At 67.5% G+C, this 17,035-nt stretch carries 18 protein-coding genes and 1 tRNA gene; 7 read left to right on the forward strand and 12 right to left on the reverse strand.

Going from position 1 to position 17,035, the window contains the following annotated elements:
* Positions 1 to 10: 10 nt before the first annotated feature.
* The 8 genes from ATO6_RS15095 to ATO6_RS15130 form a co-directional block, all read right to left on the reverse strand.
* Complete coding sequence (locus ATO6_RS15095; protein WP_088624836.1) at positions 11 to 193, reverse strand: hypothetical protein; 183 nt, start codon at positions 191 to 193, stop codon at positions 11 to 13.
* Between the two features lie 127 nt (positions 194 to 320).
* Positions 321 to 1,223 (reverse strand): GTP-binding protein, encoded by a 903-nt coding sequence (locus tag ATO6_RS15100; protein ID WP_088624837.1) that lies wholly within the window; start codon positions 1,221 to 1,223, stop codon positions 321 to 323.
* The gene (locus ATO6_RS15105) at positions 1,220 to 2,851 is read right to left on the reverse strand and encodes an amidohydrolase (protein ID WP_254919165.1); all 1,632 of its coding nucleotides are present in this window, start codon (positions 2,849 to 2,851) and stop codon (positions 1,220 to 1,222) included. The genes ATO6_RS15100 and ATO6_RS15105 overlap by 4 nt, the downstream gene beginning before the upstream one ends.
* Positions 2,852 to 2,969: 118 nt before the next feature.
* Complete coding sequence (locus tag ATO6_RS15110; RefSeq protein WP_088624838.1) at positions 2,970 to 4,610, reverse strand: amidohydrolase; 1,641 nt, start codon at positions 4,608 to 4,610, stop codon at positions 2,970 to 2,972.
* Positions 4,611 to 4,829: 219 nt separating this feature from the next.
* Positions 4,830 to 5,594, reverse strand: coding sequence for an ABC transporter permease (locus ATO6_RS15115; RefSeq protein ID WP_088624839.1), 765 nt, complete (start codon positions 5,592 to 5,594; stop codon positions 4,830 to 4,832).
* Positions 5,594 to 6,397 carry an ABC transporter ATP-binding protein gene (locus ATO6_RS15120; RefSeq protein ID WP_088624840.1) on the reverse strand — a complete coding sequence of 268 codons (804 nt, stop codon included), beginning with the start codon at positions 6,395 to 6,397 and terminating at the stop codon, positions 5,594 to 5,596. Before ATO6_RS15120 ends, ATO6_RS15115 begins: the two co-directional genes overlap by 1 nt.
* 46 nt (positions 6,398 to 6,443) lie before the next feature.
* Positions 6,444 to 7,463 (reverse strand): ABC transporter substrate-binding protein, encoded by a 1,020-nt coding sequence (locus ATO6_RS15125; protein ID WP_088624841.1) that lies wholly within the window; start codon positions 7,461 to 7,463, stop codon positions 6,444 to 6,446.
* Between the two features lie 236 nt (positions 7,464 to 7,699).
* The gene (locus ATO6_RS15130) at positions 7,700 to 8,302 is read right to left on the reverse strand and encodes a PAS and helix-turn-helix domain-containing protein (protein WP_088624842.1); all 603 of its coding nucleotides are present in this window, start codon (positions 8,300 to 8,302) and stop codon (positions 7,700 to 7,702) included.
* A gap of 102 nt (positions 8,303 to 8,404) precedes the next feature.
* Between ATO6_RS15130 and ATO6_RS15135 the strand changes: the two genes are divergently transcribed.
* The 7 genes from ATO6_RS15135 to ATO6_RS15165 all read left to right on the forward strand — a co-directional run bounded on the left by ATO6_RS15135 (position 8,405) and on the right by ATO6_RS15165 (position 14,490).
* A complete protein-coding gene (locus ATO6_RS15135) occupies positions 8,405 to 9,607 on the forward strand; it encodes a substrate-binding domain-containing protein (protein WP_088624843.1) in 1,203 nt (400 codons plus the stop codon).
* Positions 9,608 to 9,732: 125 nt separating this feature from the next.
* Positions 9,733 to 10,497, forward strand: a complete 765-nt coding sequence (locus tag ATO6_RS15140) for an ABC transporter ATP-binding protein (RefSeq protein WP_088624844.1) — start codon at positions 9,733 to 9,735, stop codon at positions 10,495 to 10,497.
* Complete coding sequence (locus ATO6_RS15145) at positions 10,494 to 11,198, forward strand: ABC transporter ATP-binding protein (RefSeq protein WP_088624845.1); 705 nt, start codon at positions 10,494 to 10,496, stop codon at positions 11,196 to 11,198. Before ATO6_RS15140 ends, ATO6_RS15145 begins: the two co-directional genes overlap by 4 nt.
* Positions 11,199 to 11,208: 10 nt before the next feature.
* Entirely contained in the window at positions 11,209 to 12,201 is a 993-nt protein-coding gene (locus ATO6_RS15150) for a branched-chain amino acid ABC transporter permease (protein WP_088624846.1), read from the forward strand.
* 10 nt (positions 12,202 to 12,211) lie between these two features.
* Complete coding sequence (locus ATO6_RS15155; protein ID WP_088624847.1) at positions 12,212 to 13,279, forward strand: branched-chain amino acid ABC transporter permease; 1,068 nt, start codon at positions 12,212 to 12,214, stop codon at positions 13,277 to 13,279.
* The gene (locus tag ATO6_RS15160; RefSeq protein WP_088624848.1) at positions 13,276 to 14,118 is read left to right on the forward strand and encodes an alpha/beta fold hydrolase; all 843 of its coding nucleotides are present in this window, start codon (positions 13,276 to 13,278) and stop codon (positions 14,116 to 14,118) included. The genes ATO6_RS15155 and ATO6_RS15160 overlap by 4 nt, the downstream gene beginning before the upstream one ends.
* Before the next feature lie 105 nt (positions 14,119 to 14,223).
* On the forward strand, positions 14,224 to 14,490 hold the full coding sequence (locus ATO6_RS15165; RefSeq protein WP_088624849.1) for a hypothetical protein: 267 nt from the start codon (positions 14,224 to 14,226) through the stop codon (positions 14,488 to 14,490).
* A 74-nt stretch (positions 14,491 to 14,564) separates the two neighbouring features.
* On the opposite strand, the gene ATO6_RS15170 is transcribed toward ATO6_RS15165, so the two are convergent.
* The 4 genes from ATO6_RS15170 to ATO6_RS25605 form a co-directional block, all read right to left on the reverse strand.
* Positions 14,565 to 14,640, reverse strand: a tRNA-Trp gene (locus ATO6_RS15170).
* A 73-nt stretch (positions 14,641 to 14,713) separates the two neighbouring features.
* Positions 14,714 to 15,700 (reverse strand): zinc transporter ZntB, encoded by a 987-nt coding sequence (locus ATO6_RS15175; protein ID WP_088624850.1) that lies wholly within the window; start codon positions 15,698 to 15,700, stop codon positions 14,714 to 14,716.
* A complete protein-coding gene (locus tag ATO6_RS15180; protein ID WP_088624851.1) occupies positions 15,687 to 16,721 on the reverse strand; it encodes an aldehyde reductase in 1,035 nt (344 codons plus the stop codon). Before ATO6_RS15180 ends, ATO6_RS15175 begins: the two co-directional genes overlap by 14 nt.
* Before the next feature lie 228 nt (positions 16,722 to 16,949).
* On the reverse strand, positions 16,950 to 17,035 hold an 86-nt coding region (locus ATO6_RS25605), incomplete at its 5' end, for a hypothetical protein (protein ID WP_141102013.1).

A 17,035-nucleotide genomic window follows, 5' to 3' on the forward strand; every position in this document is an offset into this window, starting at 1 on the left:
GCGACCGGCGTCAGCTGCCGCCGATGGCGATGCCCTCGAGGAACGACTGGATCGCGGCGGTGAGCGCGACGACGCCGCCGTCGATCCCGGCAAAGGCCGCCGTCGCCAGTCCGACGACCAGTGCCGTCAGCACGACCCAGTCGACCGTGACGGCGCCGTCTTCGTCGACAAGAAAATCCATAAGTTTCCGCATGATAAATCCCCGATATCCGCAATAAAAAAGGCCCGGAAAACCGGACCTGTGGACAACTGAAACACGACTCAACTGACGCGAGTGAGTGCTCGGTAATTGTGGCGAAAATGTGGCGCGGGGCCTGCGCTCAGACCGCCTCGACCAGCCCCAGCCCGTCCAGCCGCCCCGGATCGAAACCGCTCTTCAGCCCGATGCAGACCACGCCCGTCTGGTGCCCCGGCTCTGCCGGTTCCACCGTCCAGCGCGCGCCGACCACCTGGATCAGTGTCTGCCCTCCGGCCTCGTTCGCGACATAGCCCTTGGCGCGGACCAGCCCATGCCCGCCCTCGGCCAGCGAGGTGGCCAGCGCCACCGGATCGACCGGGCCGGAAGGATGCAGCACCACGCTGGAGAACAGCCCCGCCGCGTGTCCGCTGATCCGGTGCCCGCGCCGTGGCAAGGGCACGGAACCCAATAGCGCGTCATGGGGCACCTGCCCCTGCACGGCGGGCAGGATCCGCGTCCCCGGCACCTGCGCGCCCAGCCAGTTGCGCACGCTGTCCAGCGCCGCCTCGTCCACCAGGTCGGCCTTGTTCAGCACGAGGATGTCCGCATCAGCCAGCTGCCGCTCGATCGTGTCGGCGAGGTAGCGGTTCCCGGCGGTGTTCATGATCTCGGCCGCATCCGCGACGACGACCACGCCGTCGCCGCGCAGCCCGTCCACGAACAGCAGCGAGGCGAGGATCGAGCCGGGGATCGCCACGCCCGAGCTTTCCAGCAGGATGTGATCCGGCTTGGGCTCAAGCGCCATGACCTGCATCACCGCGCCGACCAGATCGTCGCCGTATTCGCAGCAGACGCAGCCCCCGGCGATGGAGACGAGCGCATCGCCCTCGGCCTCGATCAGGTCGCTGTCGATGGGCAGCGCGCCGAACTCGTTCACCAGCACCGCCAGCCGCAGGCCCGAGGTCCGCAGCAGGTGGTTCACCAGCGTCGTTTTCCCGGCGCCGAGATAGCCGCCGATGACGGTGACGGGCAGCGCGGGGGTCATATGGTTTCCGCCGCGAAAATGCGACCGCCCTGCACGGTGCCCCAGACGGGGACGTCCTTCAGCGCCTCGGGCGCGACCTCGGTCGGGTCCTCATCCAGCACCGCGAAATCGGCACGCTTTCCCGCCTCGATGGAGCCGATCAGGTGGTCCATCTTCAGCGTGAAGGCCGCGCCGAGCGTGATCGCATGCAGCGCCTCGGCCACCGAGATCTTCTCGCCCTCGCCCTGCACCCGGCCCGAGGCCGTCAGCCGCGTCACGGCGGCCCAAGCGGTGAAGAGCGGCCCGATCGGCGTCACCGGCGCGTCGGAGTGGATGGTCATCGGCACCCCGCTGTCCAGCGCCGTACGGCAGGCGTTCATCCGCTCCGCCCGTTCGGGCCCGACGGTGTATTTGTAGTGCTCGTCGCCCCAGTAATAGTGGTGGTTCGCGAACAGGTTCACGCACATCCCCAGCCGGGCCGCCTTGCGGAACTGCGCCGGTGTCGCCATCTGGCAGTGCTGAAGCGTGAAGCGGTTGTCGGGGCGCGGCACTTTCTTGAGCGCGGTTTCCAGCGTGTCGATGGCCAGCTCGGACGCCTCGTCGCCATTGGTGTGGATATGGACCAGCAGGTCCTCCTCCAGCGCGCGCTCGAAGACCTCAAGCAGTTGTTCAGGCGCGACATACCACAGCCCGTTCGGCGCGCCGTTCTGGTAATGCGGCCAGCGCAGGCGCGCGGTGAAGCCCTGGATCGAGCCGTCGGCATGCAGCTTGATGTTGCCAAGCTGGCAGCGCTCGGTGCTCTTGGGTTTCACCTCCTTCATGAAGGCGACCAGATCGGCGGGCGACATGTCGCGGCCATGCCGGAACGGGACGAGGCAGATCGGGAAGTCCTTGGCCCCGGTCGTCTTGAGCATCACGTCGACCTTGTCCGGCGAATAGATCCGCGCGAGGTCGGTCGAGGTCGTGACCCCCGCGCGCACGCAGAGCCGTCCGAAGGCCTTGAGCCCGCGCTCGGACCCCTCCAGCGCCTTGCGGTCGTAACCCACCTTCTGGCCCGCGGGCGCCATCACCTCGGGGCCGCGCAACTCGCCCATGGGCAGGCCGTCCTTGCCCAGCGGGATCGCCGGGTGGTTCAGCCCCTGCTTCAGCAGCCCCGCCATCTCCAGCGCCTTGGAGTTCATGCTCATGATATGGCCCGAGGCGTGAGTGATCACGATGGGCCGGTCGGTCGTGGCGCGGTCGAGGTCCTGCCGGGTGATGCGGACGTTGTCCATGTAGATCGGATCGAGCCCCCAGCCCACGACCGGCCCCTCGCCCGTCGCCGCGGCCTCCTGCAGCCGCGCGACGATCTCGTCCGTGGTCTTCAGCCCGTGCCAGACCTTGCCGTCCGGGTCCTTCTGGTCGAACCAGCCGAGGTAGGTGCCGTCCCAGACCGAGCCCGCGCCCGAATGCGCGTGGCCCTCGACGAATCCGGGCATCAGCACCTTGTCGGCGAAGGTTTCGTCCAGCGTGTGCTCGCCCCAGCGTTGCAGTTCCTCGAGCGTGCCTGCGCCGAGGATCTTGCCGTCCTTCACGGCCACATGGGTCGCCACGGGGCGCGCATCGCTCATCGTCAGGATCTTGCGGGCGGCGTAGATGGTGATCGTCACGGATGGGGTCCTTTCGGCGGGGTGGCCGGGGCGCAGGCCGCGCCCGGCATGGGAAAGGCGGACGGCTCGGGGTGAACTGTGTCCGCCGATGCCCCCGGTTGCAAGCCGGGGATAGGGATCAGATGTCGGCTGCGGCGAAGACCCGCCCGCCCTGCACGGTGCCCCAGACGGCCACGTCCTTGAGCTTTTCTGGGTCGACGGCAAAGGGATCGTCCTCCAGCACCGCGAAATCGGCGCGCTTGCCCGCCTCGATGGAGCCGATCAGGTGGTCCATCCCCAGCGTGAAAGCGGCCCCGAGGGTGATCGCCTCAAGCGCCTCGGCCACGGTGATCTTCTCGCCCGCGCCCTGCACCCGGCCAGAGGCAGTGCGGCGCGTGACGGCGGCCCATGCGGTGAAGAGCGGACCCAGAGGCGTGACCGGCGCGTCGGAGTGGATCGTCATCGGCACACCACTGTCCAGCGCGGTGCGGCAGGCGTTCATCCGCTCGGCCCGCTCCGGCCCGACGGTGTATTTGTAGTGCTCGTCGCCCCAGTAGTAGTGGTGGTTCGCGAAGAGGTTCACGCACATCCCCAGCCGGGCCATCCGGCGGAACTGCGCGGGCGTGGCCAGCTGGCAGTGCTGGAGCGTGAAGCGGTTGTCCGGGCTCGGCACCTTCTTCAGCGCGGCCTCCAGCGTCTCGATGGCCAGCTGCGTCGCCTCGTTGCCGTTGGTGTGCGTGTGCACCATCACGCCCGCCGCCAGCGCGCGTTCATAGATCTCGGCCATCTGCTCGGGCGCGACATACCACTGCCCGTTCGGCGCGCCGTTCTGGTAGCCGGGCCACAGAAGCCGCGCGGTGAAGCCCTGGATCGAGCCGTCGGCGACGACCTTGATCCGGCCCAGATCGCAGCGCTCGGTCGACTTGGCCTTGATCCCGGCGACGAAGTTCACGAGGTCTTCGGGCGACAGGCCCATCATGATGCGGAACGGCACGAGGCACAGCGGAAAGTCCGGCGCGCCGGTGATCCTGAGCGCCTGCGCGACGGATTCCTCGGTCAGCGCCCGAGCGAGGTCGGTCGCCGTCGTCACCCCCGCCCGCACGCAGAGCCGCGCGTAGGAGATCAGACCAGCCGACGATCCCTCGATCGCCTTGCCGCGGTCGAACCCGACCTTGGCGCCCGCCGGTCCCATGATCTCGGGGCTTTTCAGCTCGCCCATGGGCAGGCCGTCGCCGCCCAGCGGAATGCCCGGATGGTTCAGGCCGGGCTTGAGCAGCCCCGCCTTTTCCAGCGCGAAGGTGTTCATGTTCATGATGTGGCCCGAGGCGTGCATGATCACGATGGGCCGGTCCGAACAGGCCTGGTCGAGGTCGTCGCGGGTCACGCGGACGTTGTCCATGTAGATCGGGTCCAGCCCCCAGCCGATCACGATGGGCTCGTCCGGCTTGGCCGCCGCCGCTTCCTTCAGCCGCTGCACCACCCCGTCGATGGTCTTGAGCCCCACCCACTTCTTGCCGTCCGGATCGACCCGGTCGAACCAGCCCAGATAGGCACCGTCCCAGACCGACCCGGCGCTGGAATGCGCGTGCCCCTCGACGAAACCGGGCATCAGCACCTTGTCGGCAAAGGTTTCGTCCAGCGTGTAGTCGCCCCAGCGTTCCAGCTCTTCCAGCGTGCCCGCCCCGAGGATCTTGCCGTCCCGGACCGCCACGTGGGTGGCTTCGGGGCGGGTGTGGCTCATGGTGATGATCTTCTTGGCCGCGTAGATCTTGGTGGGCATTCGTCGGTCCTGTTCTGCTTGCGACGGCGGGAGTCCGGCCGCTTGGGCCCAGTCAAAGCGAGTCGATCACCGCCCGACAGGTCCAGTGCGGTGCAAACGGGGGAACCAAGGGCGGAAAGGCGATATTCGCCTGTCACGGCCCCGTGGGATGCGGATTTTTGCGGCAGGTCCGGGCGGCCTGTCCGGCCCCGCCACGCAGCGCGCGGCGGGACGGAACGGTCAGCCCTGCGGGCGTTCGGCCCAGCCGGCGAAGATGCGCTCCAGCGCGACGACGGCGTAGTAGAGAACGATCCCGAGGAAGGCGAGCGCGATCAGGACCGCGAACATCAGCGGGTAGTTCGAGTTGGTCTGCCCGGACAGGAACAGCGCGCCGAGGCCACGCCCGTGGGGCGAGATGATCTCGACCAGGTTCGTGCCGATGAAGGCCAGCGTGACCGAGACCTTCAGCGCGCCGAAGAACTCCGGCAGGGTCTTGGGCAGCGCGATCTTCCAGAAGATCGTGACCTTGGACGCCCCGAGCGAGCGCAGGATGTCACGATACTCCGGCTCCAGCGTCGACAGGCCGATGCCGACCGAGACGGCGATCGGGAAGAACGAGATCAGGAAGGCCATCAGCACTGTGTTGAAGTTGTGCTCGCCGATGAACAGCAGCGCCAGCACGGGCACCAGCGTCGCCTTGGGGATCGCGTTGAAGCCCACGAGCAGGGGATAGAGCCCGTCCCGCGCGACGCGCGAAAAGCCCATGATCATCCCCAGCACGATCCCGAAGATCACGGCGAGGATCAGCCCCGCCACGGTCCGCCACAGGGTCTGCCACGACCCGATCAGGAAGAGGTTCCAGAACCGCACGTAGGCGTCCGGCAGGTCCGAAGGCGAGGCCATCACGTAGTTCGGCCAGCCGTTGACCCAGACGATGAATTCCCAGAACGCCAGGAACAGGACGATGGCGAGGATGGGGATGCCGATCTTGCGTGCCATATCCATCAGTGCACCGCCGGTCCGGGCTGCCGCCCCTGCGCGATCTGGATCTGCTCGCGCAGCGTGGCCAGCATGTCGGAACATGCGGGCGTGTAGAGTCCCTCGAGCTTCCGCAGCCCCTCGCCGCCCGGATACTTCACGTCCAGAACGAATTGCGTGGTCGCGGGACGGCCCGACAGGACGATCACCTGATCGCCGAGATAGACGCTTTCCCGCAGGTCGTGGGTGATCAGCACCGCCGTGAACGGCTCCTGCGCGCGCAGGGCGTGCATCGTCTGCCAAAGGTCCTCGCGCGTGAAGGCGTCGAGCGCGCCAAAGGGCTCGTCCATGATCAGCACGTCGGGCTTGTGCACGATGGCCCGGCAGAGCGAGGCGCGCTGGCGCATACCGCCCGAGAGTTCGGACGGGCGCTTGTTCTCGAACCCCTTCAGGCCGACCAGTTCCAGCAGCTCCATCGCCCTCGCCTCGCGCTTGGCGCGCGGCATCGACGGGGCGACGATTTCCAGCGGCAGGATCACGTTCTGCAGGATCGTGCGCCATTCCAGCATGACCGGGTTCTGGAACGCCATGCCCACCGTCTTGCGGGGGCTTTTGACCAGTTCGCCATGCAGCCAGACCTCGCCCGTGTCGGGCTTCATCAGACCGGCGACCAGCCGGGTCAGCGTGGACTTGCCGCAACCGGACGGGCCGACCACGGCGGCAAATTCGCCCTCGGGCACCTGGATGTTGAGGTTGTCGAGGACCGGCAGCGGTCCGCGCGGGGTGCGGTAGGCGTGCGTGACGCCCTTGATCTCGATGAGGTTCGTCATGGCGAAGCGTCGGCGCCGGCGGTGTGACCCGCCGGCGCCCTGTGCCTTACTGCAGCATCGCGCTGCCGTCGGTCGGCAGGTAGCTGCTGTCGAAGTAGAGCGCCGCGTCGGGTTCGTTCTGGAACTCGTAGACCGACTTGGTCTGTTCGATCGCCTTGGTCATCCGTTCGGCGTCGACGCCGCCCATGCCGTTTTCCTTGACGTAGTCGGTCAGCACGTTGGCGTCGATCGCCATCTGCAGCCGCTCAGTTTCCAGCCCTGCATCGGCGGCCGGGTTGCGCTTCATCAGCGCTTCGACGGCCTTGGCGGGATCCGCGATGGCGCCTTTCCAGCCCGCGGCGATCGCCTTGACGAAGCCCTTGACCGCATCCGGGTTTTCCTTGGCGAAGTCGGTGTTCACGATCAGCGCGTTGCCGTAGAGCGCGACGCCGTTGTCGGCCATCAGGATGACGCTGATGTCATCCTCGGGCACGCCGAGACGCTTGAGGTTCAGCGTCGAGGAGAACGAGAAGCCGGTCACGGATGCGACCTTGCCCTCGGCCAGCATCGGCTCGCGGGTCGGGAAGCCGACGGGCTCCACGGTGATCTTCGACATGTCGAGGCCGTTCTCGGCGGCAAAGATCGGGAACTGCGCCCAGGCCCCGTCCGGCGGCGGTGCGCCCAGCACCTTGCCTTCGAGGTCCTTCGGCGTCTCGACGCCCAGCGACTTGCGGCCCACCACGGCGAAGGGCGGCTTGTCATAGACCATCATGATCGCCGTCACCGGCGCGCCGGGGTTCTGGTCGAGGAACCGCATCAGGCTGTTGATGTCCGCGAAACCGATGGGATAGGCGCCGGTCGCCACCTTCGGGATGGCGTCGAGCGAGCCTTTGCCCTCGGAAATCTCGACCGTCAGGCCCTCGGCCTCGAACAGGCCGTCGTCGATGGCGAGGAAATAGGGGGCGGCGGGGCCTTCGAATTTCCAGTCGAGCGCGAAGGGCATGCTGGTCTGGGCCGAGGCGGCGCCCACCGTTGCGGACACGGCAAAGGACGCGGCAGCGAAGGTCGCGAGGAATCTGTTGAACACGGGAGTCTCCTGTCGTGTGAATTCATCTGCGATACCCCGCCCGGCGCGGGGTCGGACAGGGGGCGCATGTCGTCATCCGGCCATAGTGCCATTCACAGAGCAGATAGCGATGAAAATTTGGCCGCAATGCCCGGAAAATACGCGGCGCACCGACCCCGTTCTGCCCATAGTTGTGGCATGCGCCGCACGGGCCGACTCTTTTGTGTGCATCCGGCACGTATCCGACACCGATGTCGCTAATCCCCGCTGCGCGACACCACGTGATCGCTGCCGATCCCGCCTAGCGAATGGAACAGCCCGCCGGAATTGCTGACCCCGAATTTCTTGAGCAGCTTCGCGCGGTAGACCTCGACCGTGCGGTGCGAGATCTCCAGCTTCTTGGCGATCTCCTTGCTGGTCAGCCCGTCCGAGATATACGAGATGATCTCGCGCTCGCGCCGGGTCAGCGGGATGTAGGGGCGGGTTTCCGACAGGTCGGCGAAACTCCAGACCGCGCGCATCAGCGGCTCGTCCGGGGTGAAGGAATGGCCGCGCACCCGGACCCAGAACAGCTCGCCCGACTTCTTGGCCATGATGCGCTCGTCCCAGTAGGTGTTCGTCTCGCGCAGCTGCCGGACCCCACGGTCGCGGATGTTCACGAACTCCTCGTCCGTCGGGTAGAGCATGGCGAAGACCTGGTCGCGCAGATCGTCGCGCGCATAGCCGAACATCTCGGCGAAGGCAGTGTTGCAGTCGCGGATGACCCGGTTCTCGGTGATGACCAGACCGACGGGGGCGTAGGCATAGGCCAGCCCGGCGAAGTCGCCGGTCGCAAAGGCCTCGTCTATACGTATTTCCACTATCTTGCCCCGGTGGCTGAGTAACGTGATCCTTGGCGCCAAGGTAGGGCAGCCCGACGCACGGGTGCAACGGCGATAGCCCTGCCATAACGGGAGGATATCATGAATATCATCAAGCGACTCGTCGCGACCGCCGCCATTGGCCTCGTGACCGCCGGGGCCGCATGGGCCCAGGACCCGATCAAGATCGCCCTGATCCACGGCCTGTCCGGCTCCGCCTTCGAAGCCTTCTCCAAGCAGGCCCAGACCGGGTTCGAGATGGGGATCGAATACGGCACCGACGGCACGAACGAGATCAACGGCCGTCCGATCGAGATCATCATCAAGGACACCCAGTTCAAGCCCGACGTCGCCCGCGCCGTGCTCGCCGAGGCCTATGGCGACGACGAGGTGCTGCTGGCCGTCGGCGCGACCTCGTCCGGCGTGACCGTCGGCATGCTGCCGATCGCCGAGGAATACGAGAAGATCCTGATCGTCGAGCCCGCCGTGGCCGACAGCCTCACCGGTCCGGATTCGAACCGCTACGTTTTCAAGACCTCGCGCAACTCGTCGATGGACATGCAGGCGCAGGCGCTGGCGCTGCAGCCGGACGAGAACCTCGTCGTGGCCACGCTGGCCGAGGACTACGCCTTCGGCCGTGATGGCATCACCGCCTTCAAGTCCGCGCTGGAAGGCACCGGCGCGACCGTCGTGACCGAGGAATACGTGCCGCAGGGCACCACCGACTTCACCGCCTATGCCGAGCGCATGTTCAACGCGCTGAAGGACAAGGAAGGCCGCAAGGTCATCCTGATCTATATCGCGGGCGGCGGCGACGCGCCCGGCAAGATCCAGGCGATGGACCCGAGCCGCTACGGCATCGAGATCTCGATGGGCGGCCACATCCTGCCGGTCCTGCCGACCTACAAGCGGTTCCCCGGCATGGAAGGCGCGGTCTACTACTACTACGAAGCCTTCGACAACGAGGTGAACAAGTGGCTGGTGGACGAGCACATGAAGCGCTTCGACAGCCCGCCGGACTTCTTCACCGCCGGTGGCATGTCCGCCGCCCTCGCCGTGGTCAAGGCGCTGAAAGAGGCCCCGGATTACGAGACCGAGACGCTGATCTCGACCATGGAAGGCATGTCGTGGGAAACGCCCAAGGGCACCATGACCTTCCGCCCCGAGGACCATCAGGCGCTGCAGGACATGCTGCACTTCAAGATCAAGGTCGACGACAGCGTCGACTGGGCGATCCCGGAAAAGGTCCGCATCATCCCGGCTGACGAGATGAACATCCCCGTCGGTCGCGACAACTCCAAGTGACCCCGGCGCGGTCCGGCCACCACGCCGGACCGCCTGCGCCTCCCCCGCTCCTTCATCTTGCCGGAAATATGCCGGGAGTGTGGGGGCTGGCCCCCACTCCCTCAGACGAAACAGGCGCGACACCGATGACCGCTCCTTCCCTGACCACGCGCGACCTGACGATCCGCTTCGGCGGCCATGTCGCGGTCAACGCCGTGTCCTGCGATTTCCGCCCCGGCGAACTGACCGTCATCGTCGGCCCGAACGGCGCCGGCAAGACCACCTATTTCAACCTGATCTCCGGCCAGCTTGCCGCGACCTCGGGCTCCGTCGTCAAGGACGGCACGGACATCACCGGGATGTCGCCCTCGGCCCGCGCACGGCAGGGGATCGGACGCGCCTTCCAGCTGACCAACCTCTTCCCGCAGCTTTCGGTGCTGGAAAACATCCGCCTGGCCGTGCAGGCCCGCGCCGGCATGGGCTGGCGGATGCTGCGCCCCGTGGGCCGCTTCACCGAACTGACCCGCAAGGCCGAGCACTACCTCGAGGCGACGCGCCTGACCGCGCTGGCCCACCAGACCGCCGCCAACCTGCCGCACGGCGACCAGCGCAAGCTGGAGGTGGCGCTGCTGATGGCGATGGAGCCCGACATCTACATGTTCGACGAGCCGACGGCGGGCATGAGCCTCGACCACGCGCCGGACGTGCTCGAGCTGATCCACGGCATCAAGGCCGACCCCACCAAGACCGTCCTGCTGGTCGAGCACAAGATGGACGTCGTGCGCGCACTGGCCGACCGGATCATCGTGCTGCACAACGGTGAGTTGCTGGCCGACGGCCCGCCCGCCGAGGTCATGTCCAGCCAGATCGTCCGCGACGTCTATCTCGGCACCTCGGAGGGCGTGGAATGACGCTGCTGTCGCTGAACGCCGTCCGCACCAACATCGGCCAGTATGCCGTGCTGCACGACGTCACCTTCGACGTCCCCGAGGGCGGTGTCTTCGTCCTGCTGGGCCGCAACGGCGCGGGCAAGACGACGACGCTGCGCTCGGTCATGGGGCTGTGGCGGCCCTCACCCGGCTCGATCACCTTCCGCGGGCAGGACATCACGGCGATGCACACCGCCGACATCGCCCGGCTCGGCATCGCCTACGTGCCCGAGAACATGGGCATCTTCGGCACCCTGACGGTGGACGAGAACCTGATCCTCGCCACCGCCAACGGCAAGATCGACGCCAACCGGCTCAAGTGGGTCCATGGCCTCTTCCCGGCGCTTGAGCGGTTCCGGGACAAGCAGGCCTGGAGCCTGTCGGGCGGGCAGAAGCAGATGCTGTCGGTCGCCCGCGCGATCATCGAGCCGCGCGAGCTGATCCTGATCGACGAACCGACCAAGGGCCTCGCGCCCTCCATCGTCGACGCGATGGCCGAGGCGTTCAGCGAGATCGCGCAGGACAGCACGATCCTGCTGGTCGAACAGAACTTCCGCTTCGCCAAGAGCCTCGGGCGGGACATGGCGGTGATCGACGACGGCCGCGTGGTGCATCGCGGCACGATGGCGGATTTCGCGGCGGACAAGGCGCTGCAGGACCGGCTGCTCAGCCTGTCCGTGTGAGGGAGAGAGAATGTCGCAACTGACCCAGACACTGACCCGGCTCGGCGGCGTGAACCTGCTGCCGGTCGCCCTCGCCCTCGTGGCCTTCGTGCTCATCGGCGCGCCCTCGTCATGGGTGACGCTGACGGTGGCGGGGCTGGCCATGGGGATGATGGTGTTCCTGATGGCCTCGGGCCTGAGCCTCGTCTTCGGCCTGATGGATGTGCTGAACTTCGGCCATTCCGCCTTCGTCAGCTTCGGCGCCTTCGTCGGCGCGACGGTGCTGGCGGGGCTGTCGGGATGGCTCGCCTCCGACTCCGTCGCGCTTGAGACGCTGGCGCTGGTTCTGGCGCTGCTGGCGGCGATACTATTCGGCCTCGTCGCCGGATGGTTCTTCGAAACCGTCATCATCCGCCCGGTCTACCGCGATCACCTGCGCCAGATCCTGATCACCATGGGCGCCATGATCGTGGCGGAACAGACCATTCTCGCCTTCTGGGGCGGCTCGCCCTACACGGTCTACCGGCCCAGGTTCCTCGAAGGCTCGTGGATCATCGGCGACGTGTCGATCGAGATCTACCGCGCCTTCGCCTTCCTGCTGGGTCTCGCCGTCTTCATCGCGCTCTACATCGTGCTGAACCGCACCCGGATCGGCCTCCTGGTCCGCGCGGGCGTCGAGAACCGCGAGATGGTCGAGGCGCTCGGCTTCCGCGTCGACCGGCTGTTCATCGGCGTGTTCATGGTCGGCTCGGCGCTTGCCGCGCTCGGCGGGGCGATGTGGGCGGGCTACGAGACGCTGATCACCCCCTCGCTCGGCGGAGAGCTGATGATCATCGTCTTCATCGTGGTCATCATCGGCGGCCTCGGGTCCATCGAGGGCACGCTGCTCGGCGCGATCCTCGTGGGGCTGATGTCCAACTACCTCGGCTTCCTCGCGCCCAAGATGGCGCTGGCGTCGAACATGATCCTGATGGTGGCGATCCTGCTGTGGCGGCCGAACGGCCTGCGCCCGGCGGTGAAGTGAGGGGGCCGAGATGACACCGACAACCGGCACCTACGCCGTCAAGCTCACCGTCCTCGCCATCGGGGCGTTGCTGCTCTTCGCGCCGTTCCTGTTTCAGGATGTCCGCTCGCTCGAAGTCGCGGCGCGGATCTGCATCTTCATCGTGCTGGTCGCCAGCTACGACCTGCTGATCGGCTACACCGGGATCGTCAGCTTCGCGCACACCATGTTCTTCGGCTTTGGCGCCTATGGCGCGGCGATCCTGCTGAAGTCGATGGGGCCGGGCTGGACGCCCGTGATCCTCGGCGGCATCGCGGGCGTGGCGGTGTCTCTGGTGATGGCCGTGGCCATCGGCCTGCTGAGCCTGCGCGTCAAGGCGATCTTCTTCGCCATGATCACGCTGGCCGCCGCCTCGGTCGTGCTGGTCCTGACCTCGCAGCTGTCGCAGCTGACGGGGGGCGAGGACGGCATCACCTACCGCGCGCCGGACCTGTTCAAGCCGGCGACCAAGATCCTGACCGATGCCGACGGCAAGGTCCTGCGGCTCTGGGGCGTGGCGTTCAACGGCAAGCTGGCCGCCTATTACTTCGTCTTCGTCACCTCGCTGATCCTGTTCCTGCTGATGCTGCGCTTCACCGCCTCGCCGCTCGGCACCGTGCTCAAGGCGATCCGCGAGAACGAGGCGCGGGCCGAGGCGATCGGCTATCGCGTCGTGGCCTACCGGACCTTCGTCTTCTGCCTGTCGGCCACCTTCGCCTCGATCGCCGGGACGATCTACGCGGTCTGGCTGAAATACACCGGGCCCGACACCTCGCTGTCCTTCGCGATCATGATCGACATCCTGCTGATGGTGGTGATCGGCGGCATGGGGACGATGTGGGGTGCGGTGATCGGGGCGGTGCTGCTGATCCTCGCGCAATACTATCTGCGCGACCTGATGGGCGCGGCCTCCGAGGCGCTGCACGGTATCCCGGTGCTGCCCGAACTGCTGGCGGCGGACCGCTGGCTGTTCTGGCTCGGGATCATCTTCATCCTGCTGGTCTACTTCTTTCCCAAGGGGATCGCCGGGACCGCGATGGCGGGGGGCGCACGGCGATGACGGGTCCGCGCTTCACCCTCGTCCCGGTGATGGATCACGAGATCCACGTCACCGAATGGGGCGACCGTTCCGCCCCTCCGCTGGTGATGTGGCACGGCCTCGCCCGCACCGGGCGCGACTTCGACGAACTCGCCGCCGCGCTGTCGGACGAATATTTCGTGATCTGCCCCGACACCATCGGGCGGGGCCTGTCGAGCTGGTCGCAGGACCCCGAGGCGGAATATTCCGTCGAGTATTACGCCGGGATCGCCGCCGATCTGCTGGACCACTACGGCTTCGACCGGGCGGCGTGGCTCGGCACCTCGCTGGGCGGGCTGATCGGCATGCGGCTGGCCTCGGGCCCCCATGCGGACCGGCTGACCTGCCTGCTGATCAACGACATCGGCCCCGAGGTCCCCGCCCCCGCTATCGAGCGGATCGTGACCTATGTCGGCGACGCCCCGGTCTTCTCGCTCGTCAGCGAGGCCGAGACATGGCTGCGCGCCGTCTACAAGCCCTTCGGCACTGCATCGGACGCCTTCTGGCGGCGGATGGCGCGGACCTCGGTCCGGCGCATGTCGGACGGCCGGCTGACACTGCACTACGACCCGCGCATCACCATCCAGTTCACCGCCTCGCGCGAGGAGCTGACGAGCTGGGACCGCTTCGCCCGCATCACCCTGCCCTGCCACGTCTTCCGCGGCCGGGACTCGGACATCCTGCCCGCCGAGATCATGCAGCTGATGCAGCAGCGCGGCCCCCGCCCCGGCGTGACGGAATTCGACTGCGGCCATGCGCCGAACCTGTCGAACCCCGAAGACATCGCGATTGTCCGGCAGGTGCTGAAGGACCTGTCCTGACCTCGGCCGCCGCGCGACGCCCGCGAAGGACGCCGCGCATTTGGCCAGGATTCCGCCTAAATGTCGCGTTAACCTTCTCGCGGGGACGGAGTCGGGAGGGATCCGGTGCGTAGCATCGCCATTGCGCTGGCCGTCGTGCTGGCAACCACGAGTGTCGCGGACGCAGGCGCACTGTTTTCGGTGCCGCCGGGCACGCAGGCGCTCCAGCAGCCCACCCTGATCGAACGGCTGGAACGTCTGGCCGAGCCATCAAGGAACGCCCTGCTCGCGGCCTGTTGCAAGACCTGCCGGAAAGGCAAGGCCTGCGGCGACAGCTGCATCAGCCGGGACAAGACCTGCCGCAAGGGCATCGGCTGCGCCTGCGACGGCTAGCATAGGCAAGCGGCGCACCGGTCAGGCGACAGGTGCGATAGGTGGTTCGGACAACACTGACGGAGAAGGCGACCTGGCAGGGGCAGCAGGACTCGAACCCGCGACCCTCGGTTTTGGAGACCGATGCTCTACCAACTGAGCTATACCCCTAGGCCGTGCGTTTCGATATTGCCTCAGCCGCGCAAGATCAAGGGGGTTGATGGCCGGTTTCGCAGGGTTTCCGTCACAGCCATCGCATGAAGCGCAGAATGGCGATCTGAAGGGCGATGATGACCGCCAGCATCGCGCAGAACAGCCAGAAGGCATCCGGGCTGCCCGCCCCCGGAACGCCACCGACGTTGATCCCCAGCAGACCGGTCAGAAAGCCGAGCGGCAGGAAGATCGCCGAGATGATCGACAGGAAATACATGTGCCGGTTCAGCCGGTCCGACAGCTGGCCCGACAGCTCGTCGCGCAGAACGGCGAGGCTGTCGCGCATCTCGTCGAGGTTTTCCAGCTGCCGTGTCAGGCTCTGCCGTGTCTCGGCGATGTGCAGGCGGTCGCCCTCGTCGAAGAAGGGCAGATCGGACTGCTCCATATCCTCAAGCGCGCCCTTCTGCGGCGCGGAGTGGCGGCGCAGCTCGATCACCTGCAGGCGCATCGCGACGATCTGCTGGCGCAGGGTGTGGTCCGGGGTGCCGACCACGCGCGGCTCCAGCGCGTCGGTTTCGATGTCGAGTTGGGCGACCAGCGGCTCCAGCCGGGCGTTCAGCCGGGCGGCCAGCAGTGACAGGAACTCACCCGCGGTCGTCGGCCCGTCGCCCGCCGCCAGCATGTCGGAAATGTCGCCGAGCGCCTTCACACGCTGCCGCGACAGGGTAACGATCCGGTTGGCATCGGCCCAGACCCGGACCGAGACCATGTCCTCGGGATCGCGCCCCTCGTTGGTGTTCACGCCACGCAGGATGACGAGGATGCCGTTCCCGATCCGCATCGCCCGCGACCGTGTGGCGGAAGCGGTCAGCGCCTCGATCACCGCCTCGTCCAGGTAGCCGAGGTTTTCGGCGATCCATCCGGGCGTGTCGGGATGATCCGCCGACAGATGCGCCCAGCCCAGCGTGTCGTCGCGCAGCACGTTGACGGCGCGGGCCTCGTCCAGGCGGGCGCCGGGCGTGTCGCCGTCCAGCGCATGCGCCAGCATGAGGCAGCCGCCCCCGTCAGACCTGGGCATTGTCCACCAGCCATTGTGCGGTTTCGATAACGGCCTCGCGCGCGGGAACGAAGTCGATGCCGGTCAGGCGGGCCGAGGTTGCGGCGTCCGTGAACATCCGGGCCCCCAGCACCGGCACAATCGACTTCGCCGCGCCGTCGAACAGGCCGATGAAGCGGATCATCCAGTCCGGCACCTCGCGGGCCTTGATCTTCCGGTCCGGGAAGGCGGCCCGCAGTGCCCCGGCGATCTCGCCGAACCACATCGCGCCGCCGGTGGCGATCAGCCGGGACCCGGCGGTTGCGGGCGTCTCGAGCGCCAGCACATGCAGGCGCGCCACGTCGCGGACGTGGACGATGTCCGCCATCAGCCGGGGCTGTCCCGGATCCTTCGCCGACAGGATGCGCCGGACGACCGAGACGGAGGATCCGTAGCGGCCCCCGAGCGGCGGGCCGACGACGAGGCCGGGGTTCACCGTGGTGAGGTCGAGGCCATGCGCCCCGGCCAGGTCCCATGCCCGGCGCTCGGCCAGCGTCTTGGACGCGCTGTAGGCGGTGCAGGCGGGATGATCGGGATCGGTCCAGTCCGCCTCGGTCCGGGGCGTCGCGCGGTCCAGCGGGTCCTGCGTGATGATCGCGGCGATCGACGAGGTGAGCACGACGCGGGTCACGCCCGCCGCAGCGGCGGCCTGCAACGCGCGCTCGGTGCCGCCGACGGCGGGCCGGATCAGGTCGTCGCGGTCCTTGGGCTGGCTCAGCGGGAAGGGCGAGGCGGTGTGGATCAGCGCGCGGGTGCCCGCCAGCGCCCCGGCCCAGCCATCGTCACGGGTCAGGTCCAGCCTGACGAAGTCGAGCCGCGTGTCGGCGGCGGCCGGGTCGGACAGGGCCGGGCGCAGGGCGTCCCGCACCTCGTCCGCCTTGTCCAACGACCGGAGGGACGCGCGGACCCGGTGGCCGCTGTCGAGGAGGTCGCGCAGCACGTGGCGCGCGATGTAGCCCGAGGCGCCGGTGACGAGGACCGGCAGGTCGTCATGCTCTGTCATGGGGGGGAAGATAGAAAGCGGCGGGGGGGACGCCAAGGGGTTTCATATGTGCGGGCCGGGGATGCGAAAAGGGCCGCCCTTGCGGGACGGCCCTGTCCTGTGTCCCCCGCCCGGCTCTTGCGTGCCGGTCTCGGGAGGGGCGGCCGGGGCCGCGCCCTATATGCAGCCGTGTGAGCTCTCGGTGATCTGGCTTCGCCAATTCACCTGCCGCTCACCGGTCGAAAATCCTTACTTCAGGATTTTCGACACAACGCCCGAACCGACGGTCCGGCCGCCTTCACGGATGGCGAAGCGCAGCTTCTCTTCCATCGCGA

The sequence above is a fragment of the Oceanicola sp. 22II-s10i genome (assembly GCF_002210105.1).
Classification (GTDB): domain Bacteria; phylum Pseudomonadota; class Alphaproteobacteria; order Rhodobacterales; family Rhodobacteraceae; genus Pseudooceanicola.